Source organism: Thiohalocapsa sp. (genome assembly GCF_022340605.1).
GTDB lineage: Bacteria > Pseudomonadota > Gammaproteobacteria > Chromatiales > Chromatiaceae > Thiohalocapsa.
The window spans coordinates 17,271-33,687 of record NZ_JAJDNQ010000157.1 but is presented as its reverse complement, the minus strand read 5'-3'; the positions used below and the strand labels follow the sequence as shown (position 1 = coordinate 33,687).

16 protein-coding genes are annotated in these 16,417 nt (G+C 70.1%); 5 read left to right on the top strand and 11 right to left on the bottom strand.

The window, feature by feature from the left end; all coding sequences use genetic code 11:
• Positions 1-103 precede the first annotated feature (103 nt).
• Together LJE69_RS19345 and LJE69_RS19340 are read right to left on the bottom strand one after the other, a co-directional pair.
• Complete coding sequence (locus tag LJE69_RS19345) at positions 104-370, bottom strand: hypothetical protein (protein ID WP_296927698.1); 267 nt, start codon at positions 368-370, stop codon at positions 104-106.
• Between the two features lie 46 nt (positions 371-416).
• The gene (locus LJE69_RS19340; protein ID WP_296927697.1) at positions 417-1,064 is read right to left on the bottom strand and encodes an O-methyltransferase; all 648 of its coding nucleotides are present in this window, start codon (positions 1,062-1,064) and stop codon (positions 417-419) included.
• A 151-nt stretch (positions 1,065-1,215) separates the two neighbouring features.
• On the opposite strand from LJE69_RS19340, the gene LJE69_RS19335 reads away from it, so the two are divergent.
• A complete protein-coding gene (locus tag LJE69_RS19335; protein WP_296927696.1) occupies positions 1,216-1,803 on the top strand; it encodes a YqiA/YcfP family alpha/beta fold hydrolase in 588 nt (195 codons plus the stop codon).
• Between the two features lie 452 nt (positions 1,804-2,255).
• Here LJE69_RS19335 and LJE69_RS19330 read toward each other — a convergent pair whose 3' ends face one another.
• Positions 2,256-3,452: a TraB/GumN family protein gene (locus LJE69_RS19330; protein WP_296927718.1), complete on the bottom strand. Its 1,197-nt coding sequence runs from the start codon at positions 3,450-3,452 to the stop codon at positions 2,256-2,258.
• Positions 3,453-3,699: 247 nt separating this feature from the next.
• Between LJE69_RS19330 and LJE69_RS19325 the strand changes: the two genes are divergently transcribed.
• From LJE69_RS19325 to LJE69_RS19315, 3 genes are read left to right on the top strand one after another with little or no spacing between them, the layout of a single operon-like run.
• Positions 3,700-4,119, top strand: coding sequence for a hypothetical protein (locus tag LJE69_RS19325; protein ID WP_296927695.1), 420 nt, complete (start codon positions 3,700-3,702; stop codon positions 4,117-4,119).
• Positions 4,120-4,129: 10 nt separating this feature from the next.
• Positions 4,130-5,326: an AI-2E family transporter gene (locus LJE69_RS19320; RefSeq protein ID WP_296927694.1), complete on the top strand. Its 1,197-nt coding sequence runs from the start codon at positions 4,130-4,132 to the stop codon at positions 5,324-5,326.
• Complete coding sequence (locus tag LJE69_RS19315) at positions 5,307-5,681, top strand: DUF3301 domain-containing protein (RefSeq protein WP_296927693.1); 375 nt, start codon at positions 5,307-5,309, stop codon at positions 5,679-5,681. Before LJE69_RS19320 ends, LJE69_RS19315 begins: the two co-directional genes overlap by 20 nt.
• Before the next feature lie 60 nt (positions 5,682-5,741).
• Here LJE69_RS19315 and LJE69_RS19310 read toward each other — a convergent pair whose 3' ends face one another.
• The 6 genes from LJE69_RS19310 to LJE69_RS19285 form a co-directional block, all read right to left on the bottom strand.
• On the bottom strand, positions 5,742-6,173 hold the full coding sequence (locus tag LJE69_RS19310) for a ClpXP protease specificity-enhancing factor (RefSeq protein WP_296927692.1): 432 nt from the start codon (positions 6,171-6,173) through the stop codon (positions 5,742-5,744).
• A gap of 102 nt (positions 6,174-6,275) precedes the next feature.
• On the bottom strand, positions 6,276-6,911 hold the full coding sequence (locus LJE69_RS19305) for a glutathione S-transferase N-terminal domain-containing protein (RefSeq protein ID WP_296927691.1): 636 nt from the start codon (positions 6,909-6,911) through the stop codon (positions 6,276-6,278).
• A gap of 297 nt (positions 6,912-7,208) precedes the next feature.
• The gene (locus LJE69_RS19300; protein ID WP_296927690.1) at positions 7,209-7,949 is read right to left on the bottom strand and encodes a cytochrome c1; all 741 of its coding nucleotides are present in this window, start codon (positions 7,947-7,949) and stop codon (positions 7,209-7,211) included.
• The gene (locus LJE69_RS19295) at positions 7,946-9,211 is read right to left on the bottom strand and encodes a cytochrome b N-terminal domain-containing protein (RefSeq protein ID WP_296927689.1); all 1,266 of its coding nucleotides are present in this window, start codon (positions 9,209-9,211) and stop codon (positions 7,946-7,948) included. The genes LJE69_RS19300 and LJE69_RS19295 overlap by 4 nt, the downstream gene beginning before the upstream one ends.
• Positions 9,211-9,801 (bottom strand): ubiquinol-cytochrome c reductase iron-sulfur subunit, encoded by a 591-nt coding sequence (petA, locus tag LJE69_RS19290; RefSeq protein WP_296927688.1) that lies wholly within the window; start codon positions 9,799-9,801, stop codon positions 9,211-9,213. The genes LJE69_RS19295 and petA overlap by 1 nt, the downstream gene beginning before the upstream one ends.
• 339 nt (positions 9,802-10,140) lie before the next feature.
• Positions 10,141-10,890: a Nif3-like dinuclear metal center hexameric protein gene (locus tag LJE69_RS19285; RefSeq protein ID WP_296927687.1), complete on the bottom strand. Its 750-nt coding sequence runs from the start codon at positions 10,888-10,890 to the stop codon at positions 10,141-10,143.
• A gap of 131 nt (positions 10,891-11,021) precedes the next feature.
• On the opposite strand from LJE69_RS19285, the gene LJE69_RS19280 reads away from it, so the two are divergent.
• Positions 11,022-12,200, top strand: coding sequence for a trypsin-like peptidase domain-containing protein (locus tag LJE69_RS19280; protein WP_296927686.1), 1,179 nt, complete (start codon positions 11,022-11,024; stop codon positions 12,198-12,200).
• 31 nt (positions 12,201-12,231) lie between these two features.
• Here LJE69_RS19280 and LJE69_RS19275 read toward each other — a convergent pair whose 3' ends face one another.
• Positions 12,232-14,223, bottom strand: a complete 1,992-nt coding sequence (locus LJE69_RS19275) for a BatD family protein (protein WP_296927685.1) — start codon at positions 14,221-14,223, stop codon at positions 12,232-12,234.
• Between the two features lie 78 nt (positions 14,224-14,301).
• On the bottom strand, positions 14,302-16,395 hold the full coding sequence (locus LJE69_RS19270; RefSeq protein ID WP_296927684.1) for a VWA domain-containing protein: 2,094 nt from the start codon (positions 16,393-16,395) through the stop codon (positions 14,302-14,304).
• Positions 16,396-16,417 lie beyond the last annotated feature (22 nt).

Sequence of the window (16,417 nt, the reverse complement as noted above, 5' to 3'; positions counted from 1 at the left end):
CCCGGCCGCTGCCGGCAGCACGCGCATCCCAGCAGGCCGCCTGGCGGCGGCCGGGCCGAGTACAACTCGGCGCCCCCAGGACTCGGTGCCCCCAGGGCGCGGGTCAGGCCTGCAGCTCGTCCGGGGACGTGCCGCTGTTGGACTGGAGCATGCGCTCCAGACGCCCGGGGTCGTGCTTGACGATGTCGACGTACTCGTCCAGCAGCTCGGCCCAGCGGCGGCCGCCGTGGGCGCGGAACTTGGCGAGTGCCACGAGCAGCAGCTTGGCGGCGGCGCGCAGCTCGCGGTCGTCGCCGCCGCCGTAGTGCGTGACCAGCTCCCGGTACAGGGCCTCGACGCGGTCGGTGGGGCTCGAGTGCTTGTCGGCCATTGGAGTGCTCCGGCGCAATGCTTGGCCGGAGTATAGCCCCATGGCGTCATGTCCTGAGCGCGAGCAGCAGGCCGTCGCGGATGGGAAGTATGCTGCCGCTCCAGGTGCGGCTGTCGGCGATCGACCGGGTAAAGCGGCGGATGGCTTCAGTGGCGGGATCGCTGGCCCGCGGGTCCAGCACGCGGTTGCCCCAGAGCATGTTGTCGACGATGAGCACGCCGCCGGGGCGCAACTGGCGCTCGATGACGGGCAGCGAATCCGGATAGCCCTCCTTGTCGATATCGCTGAACACGAGATCGAACCCACCCGGCTGGCCCGCCAGCGCCGCAACCGCCTCGCCCACGTGGAAGTGCACCCGCGCGTCGAGGCCGAGCGCTGCCAGGTGGCGCCGCGCCTGGTCGGACAGGGCGGGGTCCCAGACGGTGTGGTGCACCTCGCCGCCGTCCGCGTGCGTCTCCTGTAGCGCGCGGGCGAACCAGGCGGTTGAGTAGCCGAAGCCGGAGCCCAGCTCGAACACCCGGCGCGCGCGCACCATGCGCGCCACCAGATAGCACACCTGCCCGCAGGCGGGGCCGATGATGGGGAAGCCCTCGGCGGCAGCCCGCGCTTCCATGGCGCGCAGCTCCGGCGGCCGCTCGGGCACCAACGTGTCGAGATAGGACTGCAACAGCGCGGGCAGCACGGTGTCGGACATGGTGGGCTCCGGTGCAGACGGGCGCGCACGCCCTGGTTCTCTCGGAGATTGCGGAGCCGCCGCCGACATCAAGGCGATCGGGCCCGGCGTGGCGCCACGCGGTACAATGCTGCACTGCACCATAAGTACCGACGCTCAGCGATACCCCAAGATGCTTGTCTACCTGCACGGCTTGAACAGCTCCGGCAACTCCGCCAAGGCAGCCCACCTGCGCGAGGCACTGGCACCACTGCCGGTGCTGGCGCCGGATTACCCGGCACATCGCCCGGACGCCGCGGTGGCGCAGCTCGAGGCGATGTTGGCCGAAACCCTGGCGGAGAGCGGCCCGCCCGTGCTGGTGGGAAGCTCCATGGGCGGCTTCTACGGCCGCTGGCTCATCGGCCGCCTGCCTTGCGCGCACCTGTTCATGATCAATCCGGCGCTGCGGCCCTGGGCGCAGCTCCGCGCCCACGTGGGGCGCGAGCAGGTGACCGCCGGCGGCGAGCGCTACCTGCTGACCCGCGAGGTGCTGGAGCAGACCCGCGGCTATGCGCCGGTGCGACCCTGCACGAACCTGAACGCGCCGACGACCCTGCTGCTGGACCTGGACGACGAGGTCATCGACCAGCGCGCCACCGCGGCGCTGTACCGCGCCTGCGCGCGGGTGCTGGCCTTTCCGGGCGGCGACCATGCCTTCCAGCACCTGGACGCGGCGCTGAACCTGATTCGGGATGTAGCGCTGCCGGCGGGTGTGGTCTAGGACACAGCGGTCCGCAACGGCGGACCGCGCTTCGAAATGGGTCAAGTATTGCTCGCAACGCCGAAATCGAGCGGATCGTAGTCAGGTTAGCGCAGCGTAACCCGACACTCGGCTCACCGACGCACATCGTCGGGGTACGCTATCGCTAACCCGACCTCCCATAAGGGCTGCCCATACCGGCCGCTCTGGGCGCGCCGGCGTGGGAGCGCCACTGCTTTTTGTGGCGCGATTGCGGCCGCGCGACTGCCTGCCGCTCGGCGGTTGTTCGGGGCGTGATGGGCTGCCTTGCCGCCGGTCGCGGCACCGAGAGTGCCACTCCCACAAGAGTGCCACACCTGGGTGGGCTGTCGCGCTGCGCCGGGACGGGCGCGCTGTTCAGCCGACGCAGATACGCGCGAGCGCGGCGCCGATCGCGGCGGGGACGCCGCTCCCACGGCGGACACGGACGGCGGCTAGCCGCTCACCAGCCGCCCAATGATGCGGAAGCCGGCGACGTAGGTGCCGATGGCGGAGCCGAGGCTGGACAGGATGAAGACGGTGAGGATGTGGGAGACGCGGTTGCGCCACCAGCCGCGCAGCGTGGTGACGTCGTCGCGCAGGCTGCCGAAGTCGCCGACGCTGGGCCGGCGCAGCATCAGCTCGGCGGCGCCGGCCACCATGCCGGCACCGATGGTGGGGTTGAGCGAGGTCAGCGGCGCCGCGCAGAAGGACACCAGCACCGTCAGCGGGTGCGCCGCGGCAATGACGGCGCCGAGCGCCGACAGCCCGCCATTGATGACGACCCAGTCCCAGACCAGGTTCCAGCCGAGCGCCGGGCTGCGGGTGAAGCCGTAGACGAAGACGCCGAGTATCGACGTCACCAGGAGCCAGGGCAGCGTGCGCCAGAGCCGCGACCGCGCCGGCACGTGGCTGAGGGCGGCGATGGTCGCGGCGGGATCAGCGTGGGCGCCCGCGGCAGCGCCCAGCGCGTCGGCGACGCCCGCCAGGTGGCCGGCGCCTAGTACTGCCAACACCCGCCGATGGCCGCCGCCGGCGATCTCCTGGCGCAGCCGTGCGGCCATGTATTGGTCGCGCTCCTTGATGAGGGGAACGTAGAGGTCGCGGCGGTCCTCGGCGAACTCGGCGAAGGTGGTCTCTAGCACGTCGCCCTGTTTCAGGCGCTCGATCTCCTCCTCGCTCACCTCGTCGCGCGACAGCATGCCGGCGAGCAGGCCGGCGAACAGGTTGAGCCGCTTCCACCAGCCGAGGTTGGCGGCGGCGCGGCGCAGCGTGACGCCGATGTCGCGGTCCACCAAGAGCACTGGCAGCCCGCGCTCATGGGCGAGCTCGATCGCGGCACGCTGCTCGGCACCGGGCTCGATGCCGAACTGTTCCGCGAGCCGCTGCTGGTAGGCGGCCAGCGCCAGGCTGGCCGCCACCACGTAGACGCGCTGCTCGCGGATCACCGCGAACAGGTCCATGCGGTTCAGCCGGTCCGGGTCGGTCAGGGACTCGAAGCGGCCCGGGCAGAGCTCCACGGCCACGGCGTCGAAGCCCCGCGCACCGTCATCGGCGGGCGCGAGCAGCGCGCGTACCTGCGCCACGCTCGCGCGGGAGACGTGGGCGGTGCCGAGCAGGTACACCTCGGCGCCGTTCACCCGGACACTCAACGCGGGCTCTGGCGGCGATGCGGTCTGGTGGGGATCGTCCTGGGAGTCGGGCACGGCGGTAGCGTCGTCGTTGCGGGCAAGCTGGGGATGATAGCGCAGCCGCGGCGCGCCCCGTAGCGGTGTCCAAAGGGGGCATTTGGCCGGTATGGACCTGGGGTTTATCATGACTCGCCGCCGCCCGGCCCAGCGCCCCCGCGGGCGCGCCGCAGCACCCCATCCACCACGCCAGCCCAGTCTTTCGTCCGCCATGCCGCGTCTACTCCGCCCCACCCTCCTGCTGCTCGCCGCCGCGCTGGCACTGCCAATGGCCGATCTGCCCGGCTGCGCCACCCTGCGGCAGGACAAGCAGGCGAGCGCCCTGCTCGACACCACCGACAGCTATCGCGAGGCGCTGCGCTGGGGCTACTGGGACACGGCGGTCGAGTTTCTGGACCCGGATGCCCGCAACGGGTTGGACACGAGCGCACTCGGCAACGTGCGGGTGACCGGGATCGAGGTGGTCCGTCCGGCCACCCTCACGCCGGAGCATCGTGCCGTCAGGCTGGTGCGTGTCGACTATGTGCTGGAGGATGAGCAGCGGGTCAAGCAGGTGATCGACCGCCAGGACTGGCGCTGGGACGACAGGCGCAAGGTCTGGCTGCTGCACAGCGGTCTGCCCGCCTTCTGAGGCCGCAGCGATGCACGAGGGTCAACAGGTCGGATTCACGCCGGCGGCGCGGTTCCTCCTGGTGGCCGGTGCCTTCGTGGTGGTGGTGGCTGGACTGAAGGCGGCCTCCAATCTGGTCACGCCCTTTCTGCTGGCGGTCTTCATCGCCGTAGTGATGGGGCCGCTGGTGCAGTTCCTGCGCGCCCGGCGCCTGCCCACCTGGGCGGCGATGCTGCTGGTGGTGGCGCTCCTGGTCGGCGCCGGGAGCGTTGTCGTCGCCCTGTTCACCGGCTCGCTGAACGCATTCAACGCCAACCTGCCGGACTATCAGTTGCGCCTGAAGGCCCTGACCGGAGACCTCATCACCTGGCTCAACAGCCTGGGCGTGCACGTGTCCCGCGAGGCGATGAACTCCCTGGTGGACCCGGCGCGGGTGCTCGGCCTCGCGGGCGACCTGATCCGCAGCCTGAGCGGCCTGCTCACGAACGCCTTCCTGATCCTGGTGACGGTCATCTTCATCCTGTTCGAGGCCAACAGCCTGCCGAGCAAGCTGCGCGCGGCGATGCGCTCGCCGGAGGCGTCGCTGCACGAACTGCGCGAGGTGATGCACACCATCAACCGCTACATGTTCATCAAGACCTGCACCAGCATCTTCACCGGGCTGGTGCTCTGGGGCTGGCTCAAGTACCTGGGCGTGGACTTCGCGGCCATGTGGGGCATGCTCGCCTTCCTGCTCAACTTCGTCCCCACCATCGGCTCCATCATCGCGGCGGTGCCCGCGGTGATGCTGGCGCTGGTGCAGTTGGGCCTAGACCACGCGCTGCTGGCCACGATCGGCTTCATGATCGTCAACATCGGCGTCGGCAACTTCCTGGAGCCGCGCATCATGGGCCAGGGTCTCGGCCTGTCCACGCTGGTGGTATTCCTGTCGCTGATCTTCTGGGGCTGGGTGCTTGGGCCGGCGGGCATGTTCCTGTCGGTGCCGCTGACGATGTCGCTGAAGATTGTCCTCGGCACCCACCCGCAGACCTACCCCATCGCCGTGATGCTGGGGCCCGCGGTGGAGGCCCGCGCCTTAGTGGCCGCGGGCCGCGAGGACAGCCTCCCCCTCACCGTCCCCCCGCTGGAGCGCGCCCGCGCGACCCGCGACCACGCCTGGCGAAACGGTCTGTCCTCATCATCCACCGCGCCGACCCGCAGCGATCCGCATGAACCCGATCATGGATAACCTGACGGCCCTGCTTGTCGTGCTGATCGCGGGGTGGCTGTGGCTCAACACGCTGCGCGCCCGGGAGCTCGCGCTGGCGCACGCGCGCCGCGCCTGCGAGCGCGCCGGGGTGCAGTTGCTGGACCAGGCGGTGGCGCTGCGCAGCCTGTCGCTACGCTGGACGCCGCAGGGGCTCCGGGTGCGCCGCCATTATGGCTTCGAGTTCAGCATCGCCGGCGTCGAGCGCCGCAACGGCCGCGTGGTGCTGCTGGGCTTGGCGCTGGAGCGTCTGGAGCTGGATGCCGACACGGACAGCGACGCCCCCGGCGACACGGGCGAGGCGCGAGATGGCGACACCGGACAGTTCGTGCCCTGATGCGTAGAGACCGTGAAAGTATCGCTCGCAACGCCGAAATCGAGCTGCTCGTACGGACGGCTATTTGACGATGCGGAGGTTGGGCCGGGAGGGCTTCTTGTCGCCGTCGTCGGACGTGTTGTCGGTGCCGGCCGTGGCGTCTGCGTCTGCGTCCGCATCCGCTTCGGCTTCCGGCGCGGCTGGCTCCTCGTCCGGAAACAGCATGCCTTGGCCATTCTCGCGCGCGAAGAGTCCGAGCACGGCCTGGGGGGCCAGCTCGATGGCAAAGGGCTTGCCACCGAAGCGGGCCGAGAAGCGGATCATGTCGTTGCCGATGTGGAAGCCGTGCACCGCCTGTGGTGCGACGTTGAGCACGATGCGGCCATCGTCGGCAAACTCCATTGGCACGACGGCGGACGGATGCTCTGCATCCACCATCAGATGCGGCGTCATGCCGTTGTCGATGATCCAGTCGTAAATGGCGCGAATCAGGTACGGGCGATTGGAAGTCATGACATTCACCGAACGGACGGTGAGGGCGTCCCGGCGCGGTTCCGACAGGCGGTCAGGTCAACGGTCAGGCCGGCGGTCTGGGCAGCCATCAGGCGACAGCCCTCAGGCAAGGTCCGCGACCATCTCCCGCTCCGCCTCCGAGAGGCTGCGCCGGAAGGATGGCCATTCGAAGATGCGGGTGCTGTATTCGGTTACCGCGACGGCAGTGGATGGTAGTTCCACGCCGAGCATCGGCAAACGCCACAGCAAGGGCGCCACCACGCAGTCCACGAGCGAGAATTCGTCGCTCATGAAAAAGGGCTTGGCGGCGAAGATGGGCGCCGATTCAGCGAGGCTCGCGCGCAGCGCCTTCCGCGCCGTGGCGGCGGTGTCCTCGTCGCCACGAGCGATCTGGCCCATCAGCGAGTACCAGTCGCGGTCCACGCGATACATGAAGAGCCGCGCATTGGCGCGCGCGACCGGGTCCACCGGCAGCAACGGCGGATGCGGGAAACGCTCGTCGAGGTACTCCATGATGATCTGGGACTCGTAGAGCACCAAATCCCGGTCCACTAGGGTCGGGACGGCCTCGTAGGAATTCGCATCTAGCACCTCGGGCGGCAGATTCTCCGCATCGACGTCCACGACCTCGATGTTGATCTTCTTCTCTGCCAGCACCATGCGCACGCGATGGCAATACGGGCATTGCGGATCGGAAAAGAGCGTCATCACACCTCGGCTCTCGGTAACCACCGGCATGGCATTGACTCGGCCCGTCTGGGTGCCGGCGGCCCAGGGGCATGCATTTACACAAGCGTCGCGTCGCTGCGCCGCACTAGGGCTGCGCTTCTCCAAAGGGTTTAAGGATACACCGATTCCACCCGCGCCATTCCGCGGGCGCAACACTCCCGTCACCGCAACGGCATCGGCGCCATGGGGCGCCTCCGCAGCGGCAGACATGCCGGCCGCCATCACACAAACCAAGAAAGCCCGCGCCACCCGGTTCAGAAACCGAGGCGACGCGGGCTCTTGGATCAGGCTCCGCTCAGGAACCGATCAGTGGACGTCCTTCCAGAACTCCTTCTTGAGGTAGTACGCGGCGATGAACATCAGGCCCAGGAACAGCAGCACATACAGCCCCAGGCTGCGGCGCTGAAGCTTCATGGGCTCACCGGCGTAGGTGAGGAAGTTGGTGATGTCCCGCACCATGTCGTCGTACTCATCGGGCGACAGCAGGCCGGGCTCCACCGGTTCCACGCCCACGACGTGCCCCTCGCTGCCATCGGTGGGCGCCTCACCGCCGGCATAGACCGGCTTCTGGACACCCTGGAGGTCCACCAGGGCGTGTGGCATGGCGACCTTCGGGAAGACCAGATTGTTGACGCCCCACGGACGCGTGTCGTCGTAGTAGAACGACTTCAGATAGGTGTACACGTAGTCCGGGCTGCGCCAGCGGGTCACCAGCGTCAGGTCCGGGACCGCGGTGCCGAACCAGTTCTGGCCGTCGTTGGGCTGCATGGCGTTCGTCATCAGGTCGCCGGGCTTGGCGTCGCCGAAGATCAGGTTCTGCTGCAGTTCCGCGGTGGGGATGTCGAGGTCCGCCGCCATGCGCTCGTAGCGCATGTATTGCAGCGAATGGCAGCCCATGCAGTAGTTGGCGAAATACTTCGCACCACGCTGCAGCGAAGCCTTGTCCTTGAGGTCGATGTTGGCTTGCTGCAACGGCGGCGCTTGTTCGGCGGCGTGTACGACGAAGGGCAGCAGCAACAGGGCGCCCGCGATAATCAGCTTTCTCATGTGGTCACCCTCTCCGGCACGGGCTTGGTCTTCTCGAGCTTGGTGTAGATTGGCATCAGCAGGAAGAACGAGAAGTACACGACGGTGAAGATCTGCGAGAGCAGCGTGTGCAGTTCCGATGCCGGCTGCAGGCCGAGGTAGGCCAGCACGACGAAAGACACGGCGAAGGCGGCCAGGAAGATCTTCGACAGGATGCCCTTGTAGCGCATCGAGCGCACCGGGCTGCGGTCCAGCCACGGCAGGAAGAACAGGATCAGGATGGCGGCGAACATGACCACGACACCCGGGAACTGCGACGCGGCAATGGGCGGCACCGCCCGCAGCATCGCGTAGTAGGGCGTGAAGTACCACACCGGCGCGATGTGCGGCGGCGTCTTCAGCGGATCTGCCGGCTGGAAGTTGGGCGCCTCGAGGAACAGATGGTGGAAATCGGGCGTGAAGAAGACCACCGCCGAGAAGATGGCGGCGAAGGCCACCAGCCCCATGATGTCCTTGACCGTGTAGTACGGATGGAACGGAATGCCGTCGGCCGGCGCCGTGTCGCTCCACTTGTTGCCCTTGGGGCCCTTCTTGATCTCGATGCCGTCCGGGTTGGTGGACCCCACCCGATGCAGCGCGACGATGTGCACGAACACGAGGCCGACCAGGATGAACGGCAGCAGGAAGTGGAACGCGTAGAAGCGGTTCAGGGTCGCGTCGGAAATGACGTAGTCGCCGCGCACCCAGGTGGACAGGCTCTCACCGATGCCTGGCACCGCGGAGAACAGGTTCACGATGACCTGCGCGCCCCAGTAGGACATCTGCCCCCAGGGCAGCAGATAGCCGAAGAAGGCCGTGGCCATCATGGCCAGGTAGATGACGACGCCGATCATCCACAGCAGTTCGCGCGGCTTCTTGTAGGAGCCCCACATGAGCCCGCGGAACATGTGCAGGTACACCAGGATGAAGAAGAACGACGCCCCGGTGGAGTGCATGTAGCGGATCAGCCAGCCCCAGTCGACGTCGCGCATGATGTATTCCACCGATGCGAACGCCTCCGTGGCGGAAGGCTTGTAGGACATGGCGAGGAACAGACCGGTAACGATCTGCAGCACCAGCACCACGAGGGCGAGCGAGCCGAAGAAGGCCCAAAAGCCCATGTTCTTCGGTGCATAGTATTGGGCGAGGTGCTCGTTCCAGGTGTCTATGACTGGAAAGCGCTTATCGAGCCAGCCCAGGAAGCCTCCCGGGGCTGGCTGAGCGTTAGCGGAATCTGAGCTCATTAGGCCGCTCCTTTATCCTCGCCGATGAGGATGGTGGTGTCGTTGATGTACTGGTACTTCGGCACCCACAGGTTGGTCGGCGCCGGCACGTTCTTGAGGACCCGCCCCGCGAGGTCGAACTTGGAGCCGTGGCAGGGGCAGTGCCACCCGCCCTTCCAGTCCGGCCCCAGATCGTCTGGCGCGAACTCCGGCCGGTACGTCGGCGAGCAGCCCAGGTGGGTGCAGATGCCGATGGCCACGAAGTACTTGGGCTTGATGGATCGGGTCGGATTCTGGCAGTACTCGGGCTGGTGCGGCACCGTGGAGTTCGGGTCCACCAGCTTCGGATCGTTGGTGGGCAGCGCGGCGAGCATCTTGTCCGTGCGGTTGACGATCCACACCGGCTGACCGCGATACTTGACACGCAGCAACGCGCCGTCTTCGAGCTTGCTCACGTCGGCCTGCACCGGCGCGCCAGCGGCACGGGCCTTGGCGCTCGGGTTCATGGAAGCGATGAATGGCACAGCCACGAAGCCAACGCCGACGGCGCCGAGGGCGCTCGTTGCGGCGATGAGCGTACGCCTGCGCTTGGGATCAGCTGGTTGATCCACGGCATGTGAATCCACTGTATCCACACCTTGTGCGTTCATAGTCGGTTAGACCCCCGCTGGGCCCGATGCAAAACACTCCGGCGCAAAGGTACGCCGGCGTCGTGGAAGCGTCGGGCGGCAAAAGAAAATCAGAATATCGGAAAGCTCTTCTCGACGAATCGCGCATTTTCCGCGATCCATCGCCGTCGGGTCAAGGAAAACCCTTTTCTGGCGCGGAAATGGCCGCCTTTTCAAGGGTCCCGGCAACCCGGCAGAAGAGACAACCATTGAACGAAAAAGTGCGCCCCGGGACGACGACAAAGCGCAAAAACCGCATGCTTGCCCAGTCTCGCGGCGCCGTCACGCCGGATTGTCGATGTCGATGAAGCGGTGCGTCAGCCCGAAGCGCTCTGCCAGATGGGCGCCCAACGCCTGCACGCCGTAGCGCTCCGTTGCATGATGCCCAGCGGCCACGTAGTCGAGCCCCAGCTCGCGGGCCTGGTGCACCGTCTGCTCGGAGATCTCACCGCTCAGGTACAGGTCCACGTCGAGCATGGCGGCTTGCTCGATGAAGCGCTGCGCGGCACCGGTACACCAGGCGAGGCGGCGCACCGGCCGGTCGATGACCGGCACGTGCAGCGGCCGCCGCCCGAGCCGTGCGGCGACCAGCGCCGCGAAGTCCGACCCCGGCAGCGCGGCCGGCAGCTCGCCGGTCCAGATAAGCTCGTCCTCGCCCGCCGCCTCGGCGCCGCCGATGCCGAGGACCTCGCCGAGCCGGCGATTGTTGCCGTACTCGGGGTGCCTGTCCAGCGGCAGGTGATACGCCAGCAGCGCCATGCCGGCGTCCAGCACGGCCGCCACGCGGCGCCCGTGCATGCCCACCAGGCGCGGATCTTCGCCTTTCCAGAACCAGCCATGGTGCACCAGCAGCGCGTCGGCGCCCTGCTCCGCCGCGGCCTCGATGAGCGCCAGGCTCGCCGTGACGCCGCTCACCAGCCGGTGCAGCGGGCGGCTGCCCGCGACCTGCAGGCCGTTGGGGCAATAGTCGCTCACTGCCGCTGCCCCAAGCAGGCTGTCACAGTAGCGGGCGATGTCGGTGCTGTCGGTCATCGGCTCATGCTCGCCTGGTGGTCTGTTGCGGGATGACGGCCGGCTCGCGGCGCGGGTGAGCGGCATGGACCGCACGGTCACCCGCCGCGGCATCCATGCGGGTGCCGCGGCAGCGTGCTAGCTTAACGGCCATGACCGATCGGCTCAAAATGCTCGTGGCCGGCGCGCTTGGCTTCGGCCTCGGCGCCACCGCCGTGCTCATGGCCACGGCCGTCAGCGGCCGGCTGGACGGCGCGGCACGGGCACCGGCCCCGCCCGGCCCGGCCGCGACCGCTTCATACGCGGAGGCCGTGGCCCGTGCGGCGCCGTCGGTGCTGCGCGTGTTCGCCCAGCACCGCGTGCCGGCGCCGAGCGCGGCCGAGGAGGACGCACCCCCGTCCGCAAAGCCGGCAACACCTCAGGCACCACCGGGCCTGAGCCGCGGCTCGGCGGTGGTGGTGTCGGATGACGGCCTCCTGGTCACCAGCGCCCACCTGGTGGCCGGCGCCGACGCCATCGGCACCCAGGTGCCGGACACCGGCATCGTGACGGCCGAGCTGCTCGGCATCGACATGGCCACGGACATCGCCGTGCTGCGGCTCGCCAAGCCCGCCGGTCCCGCCATCGGTCTCGGCGATCCGGCGCGGCTGCGCCCCGGCGACGTGGTGCTCGCCATCGGCAACCCTTTCGGTCTGGACCAGACCGTCAGCCTCGGCATCGTCAGCGCCACCGGGCGCACCCACCTGGGCCTCACCGAGATCGAGGACTTCATCCAGACCGACGCCGCCATCAACCCGGGCAACTCGGGTGGCGCGCTCATCGACACCAGCGGGCGGCTGGTGGGCATCAATACCGCCATCATGTCCGACAGCGGCTACTCCGAGGGCGTCGCGTTCGCGGTCCCGGCGGATCGCGTCATGCACGTGGTGTCCGAGATCGCCGCCACCGGCACCGTGGTGCGCGGCTGGATCGGCATCGGCGCCCGCACCCTGGACGCGACCCTCGCGCAACGCTTCGGTGTCCGCGCCCCCGGCGGCGTCTTCGTGACCCGGGTGCTGGAAGGTAGCCCGGCCGCGGCGGCGGGGCTGCGCGTGGGCGATGTCATCGTCAAGGCCGGGGGCCAGCCCGTCGCTTCCTCGCCGGCGCTACGCGAGGCGGTGACGGCAGCCGGCGCCGGCGGGGAGATCCTGTTGGACGTCTGGCGTGGCAGCGAGCGGCTCAGCGCACGCGTGCATACCCGCTTGCGGCCCGGCACCCACAGCACGCAGAGCGCGACGCCGGCCAGCGCGGTGGTCGAAGGCTGCGACGCCGCGGCCGCCGCCGGCTGCTGACCGCGCGGCGCCGGACGCGCTGGCGACGACGTCAGCCCCGGTGCGGATAGAGCGGCGCCAACGGCTCCGCGGCGTCGCCGTTCCCCGGCGATTGCGTGCGCGCGGCCACGAGGACGGCGGACACCGCCTCGGCCAGTTCCCCGCCGTTCCACTCGCCGGGGCTCGGGCCGTACAGGCTCGCCTCCAGACCCCGCACCGCCGCGCCCGCCCGGCGCCCGGCCGGTGTGCCCATGTCCGCGAAGCGCGCGGCAACGCCGCCGAGGCTGCTGGGCGCCGCCGGGCCATGGACATCCCGCACCAGCGCCAGCAGCGCCGCGGCCGCGGCACGGGCGTCGTTCACGCTGCAAGCGGCCTGCAGTTGCTTGCGGACGTTGCCGCGGCGCTCCCCGGTGCCGCCCGGCGCCACGGCGGCGGCGCGCGCGAGACTGCTGTCGTCGACGGTCCGCCCGGCGCCGGCACCACCTGCCCTGCCGAGCGGACCGCGGGCCCACGCCCTGCCGAGCAGGCCGGCCGCGCCGCGCCACCAGCCGGCGGCGCGCTGCCGCCGGCGCCATAAAAACAGACCGGCGCCGGCCACGAGCAGCACCGGCAGCAGCCACAGCATCGGTCGCCGTGTCGCGTGGAGCCGATCGGCCGGCGCCGGCACGGCGCCGCCGCCGGCAGCGGGCGCATCGGGGGCGGCCGCCGCGTCGGGCGCGGGCATGTTGCCGGTGGCGGAGCGCGCCTGATCCGGCGCCGCCGGCACGTCGGCGGCGTCCACCGTACCGGCCGCCGCGAGTTCCCGCGCCGGCACCACGGCAACCCGCTCCTTGCCGGCGTTGATGTCCCACCAGCGCAAGCGGATCTCCGGGAACTCGAGCGTGCCGCCGGAGGTGGGTATGACGCTGACGCGCTGGCGACTGACGCCGAAGAGCCGCTTGCCGTCGGTGCGGGTTTCGGTTTCGGGATCGTCGGGATAGACGCGCACGGAGGCCGGCGCCGACATCTCGATCTCGGGGATCTGCGAGCCGGCCAGCCCGGTGGCGGTGACGGTGAGCACCCGCTCCGCCGGCTCGCCGCGGGTCAGATGCGGCGGGTCGTGCGCCCAGGAATCGTCGATGGCGAGCGCCGTGGCCGGCAGCCAATTGGAGCCGGCAAGGCCCTTCGGTCGCGGCAGCACATCCAGGGTCAGCGCCCGCGAACGGGTCCGCACGGGCTCGCCGCGGTCGAACAGCCCGTTGCCGAAGCGGTCGAACACCGGGTCGCGGAAGAGCTGCGCCAGGCGGTCGCCACCGAAGGGACTGGCGGCGCCGGTGCCGGTGCCGCGCAGCTCGCCGGTGAAGGTCACGGGTGGGATGCGCAACTCGCCACTGCGCTCCGGGCTCAGGCTGAAGTGCCGCTCGATTACCTGGTATTGACGCCCATTGCGGTTGGCCTGGTACTGGACGTCGTCACCCAGGCGCTCCAGCACGGCACCGTCCGGCCGCGGGTCGCTGAGATCGCCACCCCGCAGCGGCAGCGCCGAGTACAGCCGCACCGTCACCGGCACCTGCTGCTGCACGTACACGGATTTGTCGCCAGCGGCGCCGACGCTGACTTCCACGAAGACGTCGTCCCCGGGGCCGCCGGAGGCACCTTGCGGCATCTCGCTGACGCTCAGCACCAATGACTTGGTCCGCTCGCCGCCCACCTCGACGGGCGGCACCTGGATGGTGCCGAGGCGCTTCGGCGACAGACTCACCTGCCAAGTCCGCGTGGCGCTCTGGCGGCCGTTGACGATTTCGATTCGGCTGCCGCTGCTGGTGCCGAGGACGTCGAAGTCCCGCTCCAGGGCGCTGAGGTCCGGCGTGCCGCCGCCAAGATCGTCCGACTCGATGGTGAGCGTGACGCTCTCACCCTCGTACACCTGGTCTCGGTCGAAGCGCGCGCTGACCGCGGCCGCCGTGACGCCCGACCAGAGCAGGAGCAGGGCAAGTGGCAGCGCCGCGAGGACGCGCGGCACGCGCTCGGCGGGGCCGAGGCGGCGCAGCAGACTGCAGTTCATGGTGTCACCTCCGTCATCGGCAGCGGCCGGCGGTGCGGCGCTGCAGGGCCGGCCGAGCACGCCTTCGCGGGGCCGGGCTCACCACGGGTTCTCCGGCGGACCGCCGCGCCCGTCCTCGGCGCGCATCCGGTATTGATACAGGAACTTGCGCCGCAGCAGGCCGGCCGGGTCGTCGGGGATGCGGCGCAGCCACTGGTCCGCCGCCTGGCGGCTCTCCAGGGCCGCGGTGTCCGGCGCCTCGGCGCTGCTACCCGCGGCCGCGGCCTGCTCCGGGGACTCCTTGGCCTGACCGCCGTGGGCACCGGCGGCGCCGGCCTCGGCACGATAGTCCTCGGCCGCCTGCGCCTCGCTGGCACGGCGTTGCTCGGCCTGTGCCGCGGCTTCGTCGTCGGGCTGCGCGTCTTGCCCGTTGTCGTCGCCGCTGGCGCTGCCAGCGCGCTGTTGTTGCTGCGCGGCATCCGGCTGGGCTTGCTTGCCCTGGGCCGACGGCGACGCGTCGTCGCCGGCCTTCTGCGTGTCATCCTGCGTGGCCGACTGTCCGCCCTGCGCGCCGGGGGAATCATGCTGGGCGCCTGCCTGCTGCTGGCCCTGCTGCTCCTGCTGCCGATCTTGCTCCTGGTTGGCCCCACTATCGGCCTGGCCGCCATCCGCGCCTGGACTGGGCTGCTGCCCGGATTGCCCCTGCGAGGACTGCTGCTCGGATTGCTGGCGGTCTGACTGCTGCGACTGCTGCCCTTGGGATTGCTGTTGGGGCTGCTGTTGACGCCGGCGCAGCGCTTCCTCGACGCGCTTACGGTTGTACAGGGCATCGGGCATGTCCGGCTGGCGCGCGAGCGCCGCGTCGTAGGCGGCGAGCGCGTCCTCGAGCCGGCCGGCGCGAGCCAGGGCGTTGCCGAGGTTGTAGGCGTCGTCGGCGGTGCCGCCGCCGGCGAAGGCGTCGGCGGCGGCCTCGTAGTCACCGAGGCGGTAGCGGGCGGCACCGGCGCGGGCCGGATCATCCGCCACATCGCGGGCGCGATCGAAGGCGCCCCGCTCGAGGGCGCTCGCGGCCTGTTGGTCGCGGCGCTGCCAGAGGTCGTGCCAACGCTGCGCGAGACCACCCGTGGCGGCAGGTGACGGCGCGGGCGCCGGCGCGTCCACCTGCTGCGCCAGCGCCGGCGCCGGTGCGGTGGCGCTGAGATTGAGCGCCACCAGCACGGGCAGCATCAGCCAGCCGCGGCGGAAGCCGAGCGCCGCCAGCGGCACCAGCGCCAGGGCGATCCAGGGCCCGAGCTCCTTCCAGATCTCCGCCTGCTGCGGGTGGTCGTCTCGGCGCACCTGCCCCATCGCGTCGCCGCGCAAGACCTGGCGCAGGTCGCCGTCGTCCGCGGTGATGGGCGCGTACTCGCCGCCACCGGCGCGGGCGAGCGAGCGCAGGGCACTGGTGTCGAGCCGGGCGATGACGGCACCGCGCGAGGTGCGCACGCCAGGCACCGCCGCGCCCTTCTGCGTGCCCACACCGATGACGGACAGCCGATGTCCGGCGCGCCGGAGGCCGGCCGCGGCCGCGCGCGCGCGCGCCCCGCCGGCATCATCGGTGATCAGCACGACCTCGCCGCCGCGCACGCCCGCCTGGTGCAAGAGCTCCTGAGCCCGACCGATGGCGAGGTCCGGCCGGCTGCCCGGTACCGGCATGACCTCCGGCGACAGCGCCGAGAGCATGCCGCGGATGGTATCGGCATCGTCGGTGAGCGGCGCCACGGTGAACGCATCCCCGGCGAAGGCCACCAGCCCCACCTGCCCGCGGTCGGCACGGCGCAGGATGTCTTCGACCTTGAAGCGGGCACGCTCCAGACGCGACGGCGCCAGGTCGTCGGCCAGCATGGATTGCGACAGGTCCAGGACCACCACGCGCGCCGCCGCGTCGTGGAAGGCCGGCACCTGTACGCGCTCGAAGGTCGGATCGGCCAGCGCCAGCACGGCCACCAGCCAGCCGAGGCCGAGCAGCGCCGGCAGCCAGCGCCGCCGTCGGCCGTCGGCGCCGACGGTGAGGGCCGCGAGCAACTGCGGCTCGATGACCCGCTGCCAGGCGCCGGCGCCGGACCGGACGCGCACCAGTGCGACCAGCAACAGCGCGAGCGGCAGCAACGCCAGGAACCAGCCGGGATGCAAAAAATGGAAATCAGCCGGCATCTTCACCTCCCGCCAAGGCCCG

Bases quoted from the DNA above. Each gene is read 5' to 3' on its own strand.
- LJE69_RS19345 (WP_296927698.1), bottom strand. From the start codon at position 370: ATGGCCGACAAGCACTCGAGCCCCACCGACCGCGTCGAGGCCCTGTAC.
- LJE69_RS19340 (WP_296927697.1), bottom strand. From the start codon at position 1,064: ATGTCCGACACCGTGCTGCCCGCGCTGTTGCAGTCCTATCTCGACACG.
- LJE69_RS19335 (WP_296927696.1), top strand. From the start codon at position 1,216: ATGCTTGTCTACCTGCACGGCTTGAACAGCTCCGGCAACTCCGCCAAG.
- LJE69_RS19325 (WP_296927695.1), top strand. From the start codon at position 3,700: ATGCCGCGTCTACTCCGCCCCACCCTCCTGCTGCTCGCCGCCGCGCTG.
- LJE69_RS19320 (WP_296927694.1), top strand. From the start codon at position 4,130: ATGCACGAGGGTCAACAGGTCGGATTCACGCCGGCGGCGCGGTTCCTC.
- LJE69_RS19315 (WP_296927693.1), top strand. From the start codon at position 5,307: ATGAACCCGATCATGGATAACCTGACGGCCCTGCTTGTCGTGCTGATC.
- LJE69_RS19310 (WP_296927692.1), bottom strand. From the start codon at position 6,173: ATGACTTCCAATCGCCCGTACCTGATTCGCGCCATTTACGACTGGATC.
- LJE69_RS19305 (WP_296927691.1), bottom strand. From the start codon at position 6,911: ATGCCGGTGGTTACCGAGAGCCGAGGTGTGATGACGCTCTTTTCCGAT.
- LJE69_RS19300 (WP_296927690.1), bottom strand. From the start codon at position 7,949: ATGAGAAAGCTGATTATCGCGGGCGCCCTGTTGCTGCTGCCCTTCGTC.
- LJE69_RS19295 (WP_296927689.1), bottom strand. From the start codon at position 9,211: ATGAGCTCAGATTCCGCTAACGCTCAGCCAGCCCCGGGAGGCTTCCTG.
- LJE69_RS19285 (WP_296927687.1), bottom strand. From the start codon at position 10,890: ATGACCGACAGCACCGACATCGCCCGCTACTGTGACAGCCTGCTTGGG.
- LJE69_RS19280 (WP_296927686.1), top strand. From the start codon at position 11,022: ATGACCGATCGGCTCAAAATGCTCGTGGCCGGCGCGCTTGGCTTCGGC.
- LJE69_RS19275 (WP_296927685.1), bottom strand. From the start codon at position 14,223: ATGAACTGCAGTCTGCTGCGCCGCCTCGGCCCCGCCGAGCGCGTGCCG.
- LJE69_RS19270 (WP_296927684.1), bottom strand. From the start codon at position 16,395: ATGCCGGCTGATTTCCATTTTTTGCATCCCGGCTGGTTCCTGGCGTTG.